Here is a 16,719-nt window from a genome sequence, read left to right as displayed (position 1 = left end):
GTCGTCATAGAAGTGCCACACATCGGTCTGGGCTCTTCCGTACCGGTCCGCAGGGTCGGTACGACCGTCGTGGCGACCACCGTGGCGGAAGTTGGCGCCGGTGCCGGTGTCCGAGGCGGTCTCCACGTGCCAGGCGGCCCGGCCCCCGCTGAGATGGTCCAGGGTCGCGAGCCTGCGGGCGAGTTCGTACGGTTCGGTGAAGGCCGTGTGCACGGTGGCGGCGAGCCCCAGCCGTTCGGTGACGCCGGCGAGCGCGCTCAGCACGGTGACCGGCTCCGGCCGGCCCGTGGCGTGGAGGTCGTGGATCCGCCCCTGGTGCTCGGGCAGCCGCAGCCCCTCGGCGAGGAGCAGGAAGTCGAACAGCCCGCGCTCGGCGGTGCGCGCCGGCTGTTCGAAGGAACTGAACGCGACCGGCGAGCCGAAGCGCGGATCGGTCCAGACGGCGTGCTCACCGTCCGCCGGGAGGCGGGCTGCCAGATGTACCCGTCGTCGTACGGTCATGACGTTCCCCCGGTCACGGCGTACTGGTTGGCGGGCCGGGCCAGGCCCAGGTGCTCGCGCAGGGTGCTGCCCGGGTAGAAGGTGCGGAACAGGCCACGGTGCTGGAGCAGCGCCACCGTGCCGTTGACCAGCCGCTCCAGGTCACGGCGCGGCTGGACGGGGGTGAGGTGGAAGCCGTCGGTGACGTCCTCCGCGTGCCAGGCGGCGATCAGCTCCGCGAGGTCGACGGGCCCGCCCCGGTACAGCGGACCCTGCGCGGTCGGCCGGGGCCCTCCCCCGCCGTGCCCGGGCTCGGCCGCGTACTCGCCGTCGCCCAGGTCGACGAGCAGGCTCACCAGGACCCGCAGGGTGCCCGGCCTCCTGCCGAACTCCACTGCCTGGTCCCGCAGTTGACTGCGTACGGCGGCGGCCTGCGCGGGGTCGGCGGTGCGGACCAGGGCCACGTCGGCGTAGCGGGCCGCGGTGGCCCGGGCCGGTCCCTCGGTGGCGTCGACCACGCGGACGGGGTGGCCCTGCGGGGGTCGGGGCGCGGCCGAGGGGCCCCTGACGGAGAAGGCGCTGCCGGTGAAGTCGACGTGGTGCAGCCGGTCCCGGTCGAGGAAGCGACCGGTCGCAGCGTCCCGGATCTCCGCGCCGTCCTCCCAGCTGTCCCACAACTTCGCGGCCACGTCGGCGATTTCGCCCGCCTCCTGCCACAGCACCTCGGCGGGGGCCGCGTGTCTGCGGCCGAAGAGGCGGGCCTCGCCCTCGGTGGTGGACACGTCGATCCGCCAGCCGGCCCGGCCTCGGCTGGCCCAGTCGAGGGTGGCGACGGCCGCCTGGACGCGGAAGGGCTCGGTGTGCGTGGTGGTGACGGTCGGGACCAGCCCGATCCGCCGGGTGGCGGGCGCCACGCGTGACAGCACGGCGAGCGCGTCGGGCCCGGGGCGCGCGAAGGAGTCGCCCAGCGTCACGAAGTCGAGCCCACCGCGCTCGGCGAGCTGCGCCAGCTCGACGTACGGGGCGGCGTCGAAACAGTCCGGCTGATCGACGGCAACGCCGAGATGCAACAGCCCACGCCCATACCGCACGCCCACCTCAGCACCCCTGTTCGCAAAGCGCCGACGAACCGCGCACCTTGGTCATCACTCACAGCACCTTCGACAGGAACACCCGGGTCCGGTCCTCCTGCGGAGCGTCCAGCACCTGGCCCGGCGGTCCCTGCTCGACGATCCTCCCGTCGGCCATGAACACGACCGTGTCGGCGACCTCGCGGGCAAAGGCGATCTCGTGCGTGACGACGATCATCGTCGTACCCTGCGTGGCCAGATCCCTGATGACATCGAGGACTTCACCGACCAGCTCGGGATCCAGCGCCGAGGTCGGCTCGTCGAACAGCAGCAGCTTCGGTTCCAGCGCGAGCGCCCGCGCGATCGCGACCCGCTGCTGCTGGCCCCCGGACAGCTGCCGGGGATAGGCACCGGCCTTGTCGGCGAGTCCCACCCGCTCCAGCAGTCGGCGCGCGCTCTCCACCGCCTCCTTCCGGGGCCGTTTCAGCACGGCCACCGGCGCCTCGATGACGTTCTCCAGCACGGTCAGGTGCGGGAACAGGTTGAAGTTCTGGAAGACGAAGCCGATCCGCGTGCGCTGCTTCAACACCTCGCGCTCGGGCAGCTCGTACAGCTTGTCGCCGGAGCGCCGGTAGCCGACCAGGGTGCCGTCCACGCTGATCGCGCCGTGGTCCACCTTCTCCAGGTGGTTGATGGCGCGCAGCAGCGTCGACTTCCCGGAGCCGGACGGGCCGAGGACGACGGTGACCTCACCGCTGCGCACTTCCAGATCGATGCCCTTGAGGACCTCGAGCGAGCCGAAGCTCTTGTGGACGGACCTGATGTCCACCATGACGCTCATCGCGGAATTCCTTCGAGTCGGGGGTCATGCGGCTGCGCGGAGGGCGAGTTCGGCCAGGAACCGCAGCGCGGCCCGTGCCGTCGCGTCGTTCTGCCGGAACGCGGGTCCGCCGGTGCGCGGCCGGGTGAAGGCGCCGGAGGTGCGGCCGTCGGTGAACGGGCCGAGTGCGAAGCGCCGGGGGGACGGTCGGCCGGCCCCGTCGAGGATCCGGCCGTCGGCGGGGTCGACGCGCAGCAGCCCGTCGGGGGTCTCGGCGGCCCCGTCGGCGTGCAGCTCCCGCAGCAGGGTGTCGCGGGTCCGTCCCAGGGTCGGTGCGGGCAGCCGGGCCTCGACCAGCGCCCGTGCCGTCACGGAGAACCCGGGCACGGTGGGGCTGGCCGCCCGGAACACGCCGTCCTCGGCGGTGACGGTCATGTCGGCGCCGACGAACCGCAGGAGGCCGGACCTGGACAGGGCGAGCAGTTGTCGCAGCCGGGGCCCGGGCGGCCCGGACGCCAGGTAGCTGAAGAAGCCGTGCCACCAGGGGCCGATGTCCCCGAGCTGCACCAGCTGCCCGTAGACGGACAGCAGACCGAGGAAGACGCCCAGGTCGGCGCTGTGCTCCGGGTCGTGACGACGGTTCAGGTCGGCCTCGACATAGCTGCGCATGCCCTCCTGGAACTCCTCGTGCGAGGCGTACCGCATCCCGTCGAGGGGGTGGTCGAGCGCGGCGAGGTCGAGGCGGTCGGCCGGGTCCGGTACGGCGGCGGCGACGAGCGCCCGGGTCTCGGCGGGGTCGGCGGCGGCCGCGTACCGCTCCTCGAAGTCGGCCCAGGCCATCGCCGTACGCTCGGCGTGGGCGGTGAAGAGCCGGTGGTAGTGGGCGAAGCCCAGCTCCTTCTCCACCAGCGGCCACACGTCGCGCCGGAAGTCGACGCCTCCCCCGCTCTCGGCCTCGCTCGAGCGGGCGGACCCCCATGGCCGGTCCGGCAGCGCCTCGACCTCGGGCGGGCCGAAGAAGCGAGGCAGTCCGGGCCGGGGGCCGGTCCACTCGTAGCCGATCTTCGAGTGGTACGGCACTCCGCGCCGCGAGCCGACGTACAGCACCGGCTCGTTCCCCGAGGGAACGTAGGTGTCACCCTCGTAGCGCCCGCCCCGCCCCTCGGTGAGCAGCACCACCAGGTCGACGAAGGCCAGTCCGAAGCCGCGGACGAGGACGGGTTCGCCGGCCTTCAGCGGGGACAGGTCACTGTCGGCGGTGAAGTCGGGCGGCAGGTGAACCAGGCCGTTCTCACCGGCGTAGGCAGCCAACTCCTCTTGCTCCGCGTCGAGTTCGGAGTCGAGGTGGCCGAGGGCGAGGACGACCAGGTCGGCGAGCAGGGGCCGCGGGCGGCCCTCCAGCCACACCTGCTGGCGCCCTTCGCTCGGGCCGCTGATCCGCAGGGCACGCCGGGGATGGTGGTGGACGGTGACGCCCGGGGGCAGTTCGGCGACGGCCTGTTCGTACACCCAGCGCAGATAGCGGCCCTGGAGCTGCCGGTCGGCGAAGGTGTCGCCGTCCAGGCCGGCCCACTCGTGCAGGGTGGGGCCCTCGCGCACCGGGCCGGCCATCTGCACCGTCTCGTCGGTGAACATGGTGACGTCCTCGGCGTGCGAGTTCATCCACAGCAGAGGTGACTGGGCCGCGCGCCAGATGCGTCCGCCGCCCGGCGGATGGGGGTCGACCAGATGGATGTCGAGGCCCGAACCGGCATACAACTCGGGCGCGTTGGCGGCGATGCGTTCGAGGAGTCCGGTCCCCCGCGGCCCGGCTCCGACGATCACCAGCTGCGGCCTCATCGGGCGGACTCCGTCCCGCGCGCATAGTGCTTCTCGACGTAGTACTGGCCGACGCCGAGCACCGAGGTGACGACGGTGTACCAGAGGGTGGCGACCATCAGCAACGGGATGACCTGATAGGTGCGGTGATAGATCAACTGGGCCGAGAACAGCAGGTCGTTGACGGCGATGACGCTGACGATCGAGGTGCCCTTCAGGGTGCCGATCAGCATGTTCCCGGCGGGCGGCACGATGGAGCGCATGGCCTGCGGCAGCACGATCCGCCGCCAGCGCCGCCAACGGCTCAGGCCCAGCGCCTGGGCGGCCTCGATCTGCCCGCGGTCCACGGAGAGGATGCCGCCCCGGACGACTTCGGCGGCATAGGCGGCCTCGTGCAGGGTGAGCCCGACGACCGCGACGGCGACCGGGCTCAGCAGGTTCACGGTCCGCACCCCGAGGACCTGCGGGTACAGCGCCCCGATGTTGAACCACAGCAGCAGCTGCACCAGGATCGGGATCGACCGGAACAACCAGACGTAACCCCAACTGACCGCGCGCAGCACCGGGTTGGCGGAGAGCCGGAGGGCGGCGAGCAGGGTACCGAGGGCGAAGCCGAGGACCATCACGACCGCGGTCAGCCACAGGGTGAGCCAGAGTCCGCGGAGCACGGAGTCCGAGGTGAAGTAGTCGGCGACGACGTTCCACTGGAACGCCTCGTTGCGCAGGACAGAGTTGACGGCGAGTCCCAGCAGGGCCAGGACGGCGACGGCGGCCGTCCACTGGCCGAAGCGGCGCTGCGGGACGATCGTCAGGGCGTCCGCGCGCTCGGGCGCCTGGGGCGCGGCGGGGACTTTGGCGAGGGTGTCGGATGACATGCGAAGGCTCCGTGACGATGGAGGTCCCTCCCGCTCGAGCGAAGCCGAGAGTGGGGGACGAACACGGTGGGTGCCTTCACACTGCGGCGCCGTACGGCGCGGACACGGCCGAGCCCCTCAGCAGAGCCGTCCGTCGAGAGTACGTGGGCGTTTCGGTGCGCTGTCAAGGCGGTCCACACTGTGAGCCGTACGTCTCAAGTCAGTTGACGCAGAACCGGATGCCTGTTCCACTTGGCCCATGCATCCACAGCAGTGGCTGGTCACCCGCTCCCACATCGACTTCGGTCGCGTGTGGTCCTCGTCCTGTTGAGCTGACCCCCTGCGTGCCCGCCCTTCTGGGGCGGACGTCTTACGCGTTCTCCCTTCTTTCTCGTTCTTCTCGGCCTTCACACGCGCCCCCCTCCCCTCGCGCCCTGCACGCCTTCTGCTTCTGCTTTCAGGAGACCGCTACCCGATGCGTACGCCCACTCATCGACATTTCATCCCCTTTGTCGCGATCACTTCGGCCGCTCTGCTCCTCACCGCCTGCGGCTCCGGGTCCGGTGGCTCGGGCGGGACGGACGCCGCCGCAGTGGCGGCCGACTCCGGCAAGGTGCCCACCACGGACGTGATCTCCGCCGTCAGGAAGAACGACGCGGCCGCGAAGCTGCTGCCGGCGGGCGTCACCGACCTCACCGTCGCGGTCAGTGTCGGCGGCACCCCGCCCGGCACCACGTATCTGTCCGACGGCAAGACCCTGACCGGCCAGGACGTCGACTTCACCAAGGCGGTCGCCAAGGTGCTCGGCCTCAGGCTCAAGGTGGAGCAGGCGAGTTTCGAGGCGATCCTGCCGGCCCTGGACAGCGGCAAGTACGACTTCGGCGCCAGCAACTTCGGGGTCACCGACGAGCGCCGCAGGACGATCGACTTCGTCACCTACATCAACGACGGCCAGGGCTTCGCCACCCGCAAGGACAGCAAGCTGACCCGGATCACCGACCTCAAGCAGCTGTGCGGCCTCAACATCGCGACCGCCGCCGGTACGACCTTCGAGGCCACGCTGGAGGAGAACAAGCACGTGTGCACCGACGCGGGCAAGAAGGCGTACCAGGTGCAGACGTACGCCGAGCAGGGCGCGATCTGGTCCTCGGTTCAGCAGGGCCGCAGCGACGTCGTGATGTCCACGATCAACGGTCTGCGCTATGCCGTCGCCCACCAGCAGGGCGTGAAGTTCCTCAACGAGTTCCACCGTCTGGACGTCGGCTTCGCCTTCAAGAAGGGCACGAAGCTCGCCCCGGCCTTCCAGGCGGCGGTGAACGAGCTGATCGCCGACGGCACGTACGACAGGATCCTCAAGAAGTGGGGGACGACGGGCTCGGCGATCGCCAAGTCCCGGATCTCACCTCCAGAACTGAAGAACTGAGGAACCGAAGAACCGAGCACCAGTTCCCCCGGCCCGTCAGACGAGGAGGTCCTTGTAGTAGAAGCTGGCCTTCTTGTCGGTCTGGGTGAGGGATTCCTCGGATCCGAGGCCGAGGAAGAGCCGGGCGACGGTCGGGGTGCTGGTGTCAGGGATCTGGACGGCCAGCCCCTCCGGCTCGCGGTAGAAGAGGCTCTGCCCGGCGTTGCTCAGTCGCCGTTCGAAGACGGTGCCGGTGTTCCAGTCGATCGACGTGACATAGGTGTTGCTGGTGCTGGTCTGGTTGCCGTTGCTGTCGTAGGTGTAGGCGGTGCCGTCGAGAGTGTAGAGGTACTGGCCCATGGTGGTGTAGCCCTGGAAGGTGGGGCCGGTCAGGACGGAGGGCTGCGTGATGGTGGCGAGCGCGGTGAAGGTGCCGGCCTTGAAGGTGGCCAGGTCGTAGAGGCTGTACTTCCAGGTGGTGCCGTTGACGCGGTAGCGGTGTGCGATGCGGTTGTTGACGGGGTCGACGGCGACGGTGTTGTGGTCCGAGCCGGGGACCGGGTCGAAGCGGGTGACCTGCTGCGAGTCGGACTGGACGACGGTTCCGTTGGCGAACTTGAAGCGGGCGATCTTTGTGCCGTAGCCGTCGTTGTTGCTGTCGGCGAGCGCGTTGGTCTCGGTCCACAGGTAGGCGCTGTTGCCGGAGGGTTCGACGCCGATGGACACGCCATGTCCGAAGCCCTTGAGGTACATCCGGCCGATGATGTAGCCCTGCCAGTCCAGGCGGGTGATGCACAGGTCGCCGCTCGTGTCGCGCTCGGTGCCGGTGTACGCCCGTGTCTCACCGGGCAGGATGCGCCCGCCCTGCACCAACTGCACGGTGTACAGGTGCTTGTTGGTGTTGTCGAAGGCGAACGACTGCAGGATCCGGGTCTCGTTGAGCAGGATCTCGCGGAACCACTCCTCGGAGGGGTCGGTGAGGTCGAAGCGCTTGGACGACGCCACGGCCGCTGACGCCGTGCCGGCCTGAGTCAGGGCCACCGAGCCCACGAGGGCCGCGGCCGTCAGCCCGCCGACTCGCTGCAGTATCTGGCGCCGGCTCAGCTGGCCGGACGTCTCGCGCTTCATGTGTCTTCCGGGACCCTTCGTCGGCTTGGAGCGGGCGTCGATGTGTGCGGGTTGTGTGTACCGCAGGGATTGAATCACTGAACAGGCTCTTGAACCAGCATCGTTTGCCCAGCTCACAGCACTGGTTCCAAATAACCTGCAAATGTGACACACATCACAATTGCGTACGGTCGGTGAAGAGAGGGTTCTTGTTGATCAGTCCGGTTTGAGGGACTGTCCGCGGAAGGCACGTTCCGCTTAACGTGCCTCTCCGGCCTGGCCTTTACACGGCTTTCACTTTGCTTTTGGCCCACTGCCACGGCTGCTTCGCTTTGCACATGCGCCGGGACCGGGTCCCGGCCTTCTTTGGGTTGGGGATGGTCCGTGCGACTCACGCGCAGACAGGGGAAGGGCGCTCCGTGGGCGTTGGCCATGGCGCTCGCGGCATCACTGCTGGCCGCGCCGGTGGCCGAGGCCGCCGGCGCGGTCAAGGCCACGGCGGCGGGGCGCAAGCAGCCGGTCAACGTGCCCGCGCAGGCGGCCGGCGGCGTACCGCGTGACGGTGCGGAGCCGACGCAGACCAAGCCGGTGCGTCCGGTGTGGCCCAAGGCGGCGCACGCCCGTCTCGCCCTCTCGGGTCTGAAGCCGGGCAAGAGGCTTCCTGTGGCGCCTTCCGGCAACACGGGCGAAGCCGTCGTCCAGGTGGGTCCGGCTCCCGCGAAGGCCCTGGCCAAGCAGCGGTCCGCCATCGCGATCCCGGCCCCCGCGGACGTCGACGTCAAGGTCCTGAACCGCGCGCAGCTGAAGCCGGTGGGCGGCGTCGGTGTCGGCGCTCAGCTCACCCGGCGCGACGGCCGGGGCACACCCGGCCCGGTGAACGTCTCGTTCGACTACTCCAAGTTCAAGTACGCCTACGGCGGCAACTTCGCCTCCCGCCTACGTGTGGTCGCCCTGCCCGCCTGCGCGCTGACCACCCCGAAGGCGAAGGGCTGCTCGACCGCCAACCCCCGGCCCGTACCCGTCACCAACAACGTGGCCAAGGGCACCATCACCGCGACCGTCCAGGCCGACGCCGACCCCAACACCAAGATCTCGGTCATCCAGCCCGGCCAGCAGGCCAAGTCCGCCTTCCAGCCCCAGGCGATGACCGCCGCAACGACCGGCGGGACGGTCTACACGCTGGCGTCCACCTCCTCCTCGGACGCCGGTGACTTCCGGGCCTCGTCGCTGAAGCCGTCCGGGTCCTGGAACGTCTCCATCGGCTCGGGTGCCTTCACGTACAACCTGCCGATCCAGACGCCCAAGCCGCCTGCGGGCACCGCGCCGGCGCTGGCGCTGTCGTACAACTCGCAGTCCGTGGACGCGCTCACCTCCGCTCAGAACACGCAGGCCAGCTGGGCGGGTCTGGGCTGGGAGCTGGGCGGCGTCGGCTTCATCGAGCGCCGTTACCGGGGCTGCCAGGACGACGGCACGGGCACCGGCTGGGTCGGTGACCTGTGCTGGGACTCGCCGAACTCCACCAACGAGCCCGACGGGGCCGTCTACGTCATCAACTTCAACGGGGTCAGCTCCACCCTGGTCCAGGACGGCAACGGCACCGGCTCGTACCACGTGCAGGACGACCCGGGCTGGCGCGTGCAGCACCTGACCGGGGGGCACGGCTCGGACGACGAGTACTGGGTGATCTCCACCCAGGACGGCATGCGCTACTACTTCGGCTGGGGCCGCTCCGAGCGCACGGACACCGCCACCGATTCGGTGCTGACCGTTCCGGTGTTCGGCAACAACCCGGGCGAGCCCGGCTACAACGGCGGCGTGGGCGTCAGCACCCAGGCCTACCGCTGGGGTCTCGACCGCGTCGTGGACGCGAACGAGGTGGAGACCGCCTACTTCTACGACAAGGAGCAGAACCACTACCGCTCGGTCCTGCTGAGTGACCAGGCGCGGGTCTACGACTCCGCGGCCTACCCGGTGCGGATCGAGTACGGGTGGGCGTCGCAGATCTCGGGGGCGCAGCTGCCCGCGAAGGTGGACCTGCGGTACGTGGGCCGGTGTCTGGAGCGGATGTCGGACAAGGATCCGCTGGCCAAGGAGCCCGATCCCTGCCCGTCGATCACCGACTACCCCGACTCCTACCCGGATGTGCCGACGGACCTGATGTGCGACGGCACGGTCGCCGACGACGGCTGCAAGACGATCAAGGGTGAAACGTACTCACCCACGTTCTTCTCCACGAAGATGCTCTGGGACGTCAAGACCTTCGTCCGGGACAACGACGCCGCCCCATGGGCCCCGGCGATGCAATACCAGATGAAGTACGGGCTGCCCAATCCCGAAGGAACCATCGACAACACGCTCTGGCTGGACTACGTCCAGCGCCGGGGCTACGGAGACGGCGACGACATCACGCTGCCCACCATCAACATCAACGGCGAGTACCGGGACAACCAGCTCGGCGGCGGCACCCTCAACTTCCGTCGGGTCACCCAGATCCACAGCGACCTCGGCTCGTTCACCAACGTCACCTACCGCAACTACGACGCGCAGGACACCTGCGACATCAACAACCCGCCCACCGAGTCCGACAACACCCAGGCCTGCTTCAAGCAGACGTGGGTGCCCGAAGGCTCCACCGACGAGAAGACGGGCTGGTTCAAAAAGTACGTCGTCGCCCAGGTCAGCGTTGACCCGGGCCCGGGATCGGGCTCGGGCAATGACGGTGACCCGGTGATGACCACCACGTACGACTACGTGGGCAAGCCGGCCTGGGCGTTCCCCAACGACCCGCTGACCAAGGACAAGAACGAGTCCTGGACCGAGTGGCGCGGCTACCAGCAGGTCGAGATCCACACCGGCACCAAGTCCAACGCGGCCTCCACCTATTACTGGCTGTACCGCGGCATGGACGGCGACCGCACCGACAAGAACGACCCCTCCAAGACCCGCAGCGTCACGGTCGACGACGGCGACAGCGGCAGCGCGGCGGTGCCCGACTCCGCCTGGCTCAACGGCAAGATGCTGGAGACCAGCAACCGCGACGGCTCCGGCCAGTCCCACAGGCGGACCTGGCACGAATACTGGGTGCACGACACCGCCCACTACGACGGCCTGCCCGACGCCCGGTTCGTCCGCGACTCCAAGACCACCACGGACGAGCTGACCTCCAGCGGCTGGCGCGAGCACACGGTCAAGAACGAGTACGACGAGGCCGAGCCGGCCAGCACCAAGTACGGCCTGCCGATGCGCACCAACGACTGGGGTCTGTCCAGCTACGACGACAACCGGTGCACCACCTACGGCCGCGCCTACAACACGGACTACTTCACCGACTCGCAGGTCCAGCGGTGGATGGTGCTGCCCGACGAGACCCGGCACTACGCCGCCGACTGCGCATCCCGCGCCGCCGCCAACCAGGACTCCTACACCGTCACCCTGTACGACAACGCCACCTCGGTCGACACCAACAAGCCGACCGACGGTCTCCCGACCACCGAGCGTAAGTACACGGACGCCGACCACTCCCGGGAGAGGACGGCGGCGTTCGACCAGGCCGGACGGCAGACTTCCGCCACCGACGGCAGGCACAACACCACCACCACGAAGTACCAGCCGGACACCTCCTGGCCCGTCGACGGCGTCAAGGTCACCACCCCGGACCCGGACGGCAGCAACGGCCCGGCCCAGCCGCAGTCCACCACCGCCTGGTACTCCCGCCTGTGGGGCATCCCCTACCGGATCCAGGACGCCAACAACCAGACCACCCGAATCGTCCTCGACGCCGTGGGCCGCGTCTCGAAGGTGTTCAAGCCTGCGCAGATCACCGCCTACCCCGACGGCACGCCCTCGATCAAGTACCAGTACGACATCACGACGGCGGACAACAGCGACGGCGTTCCCGACCTGGTCTCCACCGTCCCGCCGAAGATCACCACGACCACGCTGCAGTCCGGCGGCCAGTTCCTGACCAGCTACGACTACTCCGACGGTCTCGGCCGTACTCGTGAGACACAGGCCCCGGCGCCCAACGGCACCGGGCGGAGCGTGATCTCCACCCGCTACGACACCTCGGGCAACGTCACCGGCACCAGCTCCGCGTTCTACAACTCCGGCCCCGCCGGGTCGGGCATGGTCCTGCCGACCGTGGACAGCCTGCCCTCCTACACCGACGTGGTCATCGACTACGCCGGCCGCACCACCGAGTCCCGGATCATGGTGAACGGCGAGCCGCAGGCCCAGGGCCAGACGATCACCAACTACCACGGCGACTACACCACCACCATGCCTGCCGTCGGTGAGCGCACCAACACCTACACCGACGTCTTCGGGCAGATCAGCAAGGTCACCGAATTCGGCCCCTCGACGTACACGACGTCATACGAGTACAACCGCAGCGGGCAGCTGTCGAAGATCACCGACGCCAAGGGCAACATCACCACCTACGCCTACAACTGGCTCGGCGAACGCACCGGCGGCAAGGAGCCCGACGCCGACCTGACCGGCCTCGGCGTCACCACGTACGACGCCAACGGCAACGTCGAGTCGACCAAGGACGCGAACGGCACGCTCGTCAGCTACACGTACGACGCCCTCAACCGGCAGCTGACCGCGCAGAACGGCTCGAAGGTGTTGACTCGCAACACCTACGACACCGCGTCGGGCGGCATCGGCAAGCTGGCCACCTCGACCTCGTACGTGGGCAGCTACGCCTATACCAACGCGATCAACTCCTACGACGCTGACGGCAATATCTCCGAGTCGCAGACAACGATTCCCGCTGACGGTACGGGCTTCGAGAACACGTACAAGACGAAGTTCACGCACAACGCGGCCGATCAGCAGACCAGCATCACCTACCCGGCGGTTGGGGACCTGGCGGAGGAGACCGTCACCACGCAGTACGACGCCTTCGGCAAGCCGGAGAAGGTCAGCAGCGACCTGAACAACACGGTCTACATCGACTCCACCGGCTTCGACAGCCTCGGCCGACTGACCGACCGCACCTACGGCACTACAGCCACGACCGGCAGCACGGCCCGCCGCTCGTACACCTACGACGACGTCAACGGCACCGGCTGGCTGAAGAACATCACCGCCACCACCAGTACGAAGGGCACCGTCCAGAACGACGACTACACCCGCGACAACGCCGGCCAGACCACCGACCTGACCGACCGGATCACCGGCCAGCACCAGTGCTACACCTACGACGAGCTGGACCGCATCTCCCGCGCCTGGACGTCGGCTGCCACGACCGGCTGCTCCGGCCCCTTCGCACCCGACCTGGCCACCGGCCAGGATCCCTACCAGCTCGACTACACCTACGACGGCATCGGCAACCTGCAGAAGGTCACCAACACCACCGCCACCGGCGCCCAGGTCAACGACTACGTCTACCCCGGCTACTCCGCCGACCAGTCGACCTACACCGCAGGCGCCGCCCACCCGCACGCTGTCACCTCGGTGAAGACCCCCGGCGGCACCGACAGCTATGACTACGACGCCGACGGCCAGATGAAGACCCGCACCGTCGCCGGCAACCAGACGACGTTCGTCTGGAACGAACTGCACCAGGTCACCGCGACCAGCGGAGCGAGCACCACCGGCTACGTCTACGACGCCACCGGCACCCTCCTGATCCGCAAGTCGTCGGACGAGAGCGTCCTTTACCTCTCGGGCCAGGAAGTCCACAAGAAGGGCAGTGAAGGCGCCAAGGCCACCCGCTACTACACCGACGGCACCGCGACCGTGGCCATGCGCACTGCGGTGGACAAGGACACCAGCAAGCTGAGCTGGATCATGTCCGACAACCAGGCGTCCACCCAGGTGACCATCGACGCCGCCACGGGCACCGCGCAGCGCCGCAAGTACCTGCCCTTCGGAGCCCAGAACGGCGGCACCTCCCTGCCCTCGGGCACGGACCGCGGCTTCCTGGGCAAGACCGAGGACGACACGACGGGCCTGTCGGTTCTGGGCGCCCGCATGTACGACGCGAAACTGGGCCGGTTCCTCAGCCCGGACCCGCTGAGCACGCCGTACGACCCGCAGAACCTCAACGCCTACTCGTACTCCGCCAACAACCCCATCGCCTACAGCGACCCCAGCGGCCTGATGCTCGACGGCGGCGGTGACTGCCGATACCAGACCGGCGGTTGCAACCCCGACCCCGGCAAATCGGCGCTCGTGGACACAGGCAGCGTGAGCAGTGGGGACGGCAACACGAACAACAGCAACGTAAGTGCCATCTATCCGGACGTATACGTCCCGAATTCATGGGACAAGGCAAAGAAGTTCCGTGACACCTTCTTCGCCATTCTCAAGGAATGGCGGGGCGGATGGCCGGGGTGGACCTACGCGGATGGCTCCATGGGTCACTTCACCCTCGACGTCGTCAAACACGAGACGTGCCTGCGAGTCGGCGGCTGCCCGGATGGCGTAGGAGGAACACTCAAGGACCTGCTGACCGGAGCTGTGGCGCTTTCCATCGAAAACGGTGAGCTGCCAAGAATCAGGGTCCCCGCAGGCTGCAAGTGCTTCCCTGCCGGCACAGCCGTCCTGATGGGCAACGGTCACACCAAGAAAATTGAGGACGTCAAGGTCGGAGACACCGTTCTGGCGACCGACCCACACACCGGAAAAACTCGCAAGAGGCAAGTGACGAAGAAGATCGTCACTGACATGGACCGGCAGTTCTCTCGTATCTCCCTGAAAGTCGGCAAGGGCAAGGAGAGTTATGTCGTAGCCACCTCGGAGCATCCGTTCTGGGTCGCATCCAAAAAGCGGTGGACAGCCGCAGGGGATCTTCGTCCCGGCATGGAGCTGCTGAGCAGTGACGGATCAACTCTGACCGTCCTGAAGGTCAGCTCGTACGCAAAGCGCCAGCGCACTTACAACCTCACGGTTGACGAGCTCCACACCTACTACGTTATGGCGGGCGGAAAGTCCATCCTCGTCCATAACTCCACATGCGCCCAGTTCGGGGCCATCCTGGCTGCCGCAGAACATGCCAATCCGCTGATTGAGAGCCTGAAGGCAACGGGCAAGCTCCCCTCGAACTACATGACCAAGGCTCAGGCGAAGGCTCTGGGGTGGGTGGAGGGGAAGGCGCTGGGGAATCATGCGCCTGGCGGACAGCTGGGCGGAGACATCTTCCAGAACTCCGACAACAAGTTGCCCCCCGCTGCAGGGCGCACCTACTACGAAGCGGATATCGGATTGGATCCGATGATGAAGCGGTCAAAGCAGCCGGGCACCCGACTCGTATACTCTGACGACGGGCTGGCGTACGTGACTCATGATCACTACGGCTCCTTCTATCAACTACCCAACTGGAAGTAGCGGGAAAATGGAGCTCGTGGTACAAGGTCGCACAATCTCTTCCGAGCGCGACTTTCATGCGGCACTCGACTCGGCACTGGATTTCGGCCCGTACTACGGATGGAACCTCGACGCTCTGTGGGATCGGCTGACGACTGACGTTGCCCGCCCGGTAGAGCTCGTATGGCGTCATTCCGATGCCAGTCGAGCGGCCATGGGGGATCTGGCCTACTCTCGCGTTCGGCAGTTGCTCCTGAAGGTTGAGCAGTGGGACGCCGAGTCCGGTTCCCCTGACCGATTTACGGTCCGGTTCGAGTAACGGATCACTTCTCCCCGTGAAGTAGATGCAAGTAGGCCCGCCACTCAAGTGGCGGGCCTACTTGTTTGCCTTCACGCAGGAAGTCGGCGCTCAACACCCGTCACACGGACAGCAGCAGTCGCACCCGTCACAGCAGCCGCCCGGACAGGAGCAGTCGCAGTACTGGCAGCAGCCATTGCGCTTCTTCCGGGACCACGGCCCCTCGTACTCCTCCGCGCAGCACATCTTGCAGGTGCAGCACAACGTCAGGAACACCCCGCAACCCGCCCAGAAGCCCCGCCGGCCCTTGGGCGGCACGGGCATCGGGGGGCCGAAGCCACCGCCTCCACCACCGAAGCCACCGGCACCGGCACCGGCACCGGCACCGGCACCGGCACCAAAGCCGCCGCCACCGGCGTACGGGTTTCCGCCGCCCGCGTACAGATCGCCGCCGCCGTACGGCCCCTGAGGCACCCCGGGCTGCGGCGTCCCGTACGGCCCCGCTCCAGCCCCGGGGCGCGGCTGATGCGCCGCGCACACGGGCACCGTCCCGAACGCCCGGTCCACCGAGCGCCCCAGCTCGTGCGCCAGCAACACGTGCACCAGCTTCCCGTCGGCGAACTCCGCCTCCCGAAGCGCCAGTCGGATGCCGTGCAGGGCGTCGTCGGCGAGGCGGCGGGCCTCGGTCAGCGAGGTCCCCGTGGCGGTGAGCGGGTTCCAGGCGCCCGACACGGCGTCAGCGTGCCTGTCCTCCACGGCGTCCAGCAGGTGCGCCAGCCGCCCGAACAGGCGGCCCGCCTCGGCGAGCGGCTCGGCGTTGCCCGGCCGCCCCGCCAGCACGGCGGTGTGCGCGAAGGCGGCCGCCGTCGCGGTCTCGGTGGGCTCGGTGACCGTCAGGATCGGCGTGCCGGGCCCGGCCAGGGTCTCCAGGCCGAGTTGCCGGTCGACGGCCTCGACGAGGACGTCCGTGTCGAAGCCGACCGCCGACCCGCCACGCGCGCCCGCCCTCCCCCAGCTCGCCGCGACCCGGCGCGCCGCAACCGCCACCGGACTCCGCCCCAGCAGCCCGTCCCCGTCGGCGACATGGTCGCGCACCTTGGCGGAGGCGAGCACCAGCGAGACCGCGGCGGACAGTCGCGCGCCCTCGCCCTGCGCGACGGAGGCGGTCCGCATCCCGCGCAGTGCGCACGGGCCGGCCGTACGCCGCCCCGCGCTCACCACACCCGCCTGAGCTTCCGTCAGAACAGAGATGAGCAACCCGTCGTAGTTCGTCACGATTCGGGCGAGCTGGCCGTGATCCCGGCGCAGCGCGAGACACAGCCCGCACAAGTGCGCCATCCACTGGGCCTTCAGGCTCTCCCCGAGCCGGTGACTGCAGGGCCTGACCATTCCGAACAAGACGATCCCCCGTACCGTGTTACGACGTTGACGTTCACCCATACGCCCCGCGCCTCACCCATCCGCCGCCGACAATCATATTTCACTCTCAGTCAGCAGCCGTAAGAGTCAGGACCCTTGGGGCACAAGGACTCTCGACGGATCGGCTGTGCACCAGT

Annotated in this window: 10 protein-coding genes; 3 read left to right on the top strand and 7 right to left on the bottom strand. The window is 68.4% G+C overall.

Going from position 1 to position 16,719, the window contains the following annotated elements; all coding sequences use genetic code 11:
- The 5 genes from ABZ471_RS28990 to ABZ471_RS28970 all read right to left on the bottom strand — a co-directional run.
- A partial coding sequence (locus tag ABZ471_RS28990; protein ID WP_359070385.1) for an LLM class flavin-dependent oxidoreductase occupies positions 1-501 on the bottom strand: 501 nt, incomplete at its 3' end.
- Complete coding sequence (locus tag ABZ471_RS28985; RefSeq protein WP_359070401.1) at positions 498-1,553, bottom strand: LLM class flavin-dependent oxidoreductase; 1,056 nt, start codon at positions 1,551-1,553, stop codon at positions 498-500. The genes ABZ471_RS28990 and ABZ471_RS28985, both read right to left, overlap by 4 nt.
- A 76-nt stretch (positions 1,554-1,629) precedes the next feature.
- Positions 1,630-2,391: an amino acid ABC transporter ATP-binding protein gene (locus tag ABZ471_RS28980; RefSeq protein ID WP_359070382.1), complete on the bottom strand. Its 762-nt coding sequence runs from the start codon at positions 2,389-2,391 to the stop codon at positions 1,630-1,632.
- A 24-nt stretch (positions 2,392-2,415) separates the two neighbouring features.
- The gene (locus ABZ471_RS28975) at positions 2,416-4,209 is read right to left on the bottom strand and encodes an FAD/NAD(P)-binding protein (protein ID WP_359070380.1); all 1,794 of its coding nucleotides are present in this window, start codon (positions 4,207-4,209) and stop codon (positions 2,416-2,418) included.
- Positions 4,206-5,063 (bottom strand): amino acid ABC transporter permease, encoded by an 858-nt coding sequence (locus ABZ471_RS28970; protein ID WP_359070378.1) that lies wholly within the window; start codon positions 5,061-5,063, stop codon positions 4,206-4,208. Before ABZ471_RS28970 ends, ABZ471_RS28975 begins: the two co-directional genes overlap by 4 nt.
- Positions 5,064-5,517: 454 nt before the next feature.
- On the opposite strand from ABZ471_RS28970, the gene ABZ471_RS28965 reads away from it, so the two are divergent.
- Positions 5,518-6,465, top strand: coding sequence for an ABC transporter substrate-binding protein (locus tag ABZ471_RS28965; RefSeq protein ID WP_359070377.1), 948 nt, complete (start codon positions 5,518-5,520; stop codon positions 6,463-6,465).
- Between the two features lie 36 nt (positions 6,466-6,501).
- On the opposite strand, the gene ABZ471_RS28960 is transcribed toward ABZ471_RS28965, so the two are convergent.
- Positions 6,502-7,572: a Tat pathway signal sequence domain protein gene (locus ABZ471_RS28960; RefSeq protein ID WP_359070375.1), complete on the bottom strand. Its 1,071-nt coding sequence runs from the start codon at positions 7,570-7,572 to the stop codon at positions 6,502-6,504.
- 363 nt (positions 7,573-7,935) lie between these two features.
- On the opposite strand from ABZ471_RS28960, the gene ABZ471_RS28955 reads away from it, so the two are divergent.
- Positions 7,936-14,886: a polymorphic toxin-type HINT domain-containing protein gene (locus ABZ471_RS28955; RefSeq protein WP_359070373.1), complete on the top strand. Its 6,951-nt coding sequence runs from the start codon at positions 7,936-7,938 to the stop codon at positions 14,884-14,886.
- Positions 14,843-15,184 carry a barstar family protein gene (locus ABZ471_RS28950; protein WP_359070372.1) on the top strand — a complete coding sequence of 114 codons (342 nt, stop codon included), beginning with the start codon at positions 14,843-14,845 and terminating at the stop codon, positions 15,182-15,184. The genes ABZ471_RS28955 and ABZ471_RS28950 overlap by 44 nt, the downstream gene beginning before the upstream one ends.
- A gap of 90 nt (positions 15,185-15,274) precedes the next feature.
- On the opposite strand, the gene ABZ471_RS28945 is transcribed toward ABZ471_RS28950, so the two are convergent.
- Entirely contained in the window at positions 15,275-16,561 is a 1,287-nt protein-coding gene (locus ABZ471_RS28945) for a DUF5685 family protein (protein ID WP_359070370.1), read from the bottom strand.
- Between the last annotated feature and the right edge of the window lie 158 nt (positions 16,562-16,719).

It is taken from the genome of Streptomyces sp. NPDC005728 (genome assembly GCF_040630895.1).
Classification (GTDB): domain Bacteria; phylum Actinomycetota; class Actinomycetes; order Streptomycetales; family Streptomycetaceae; genus Streptomyces.
This window is presented reverse-complemented; position numbering and strand designations above follow the sequence as displayed.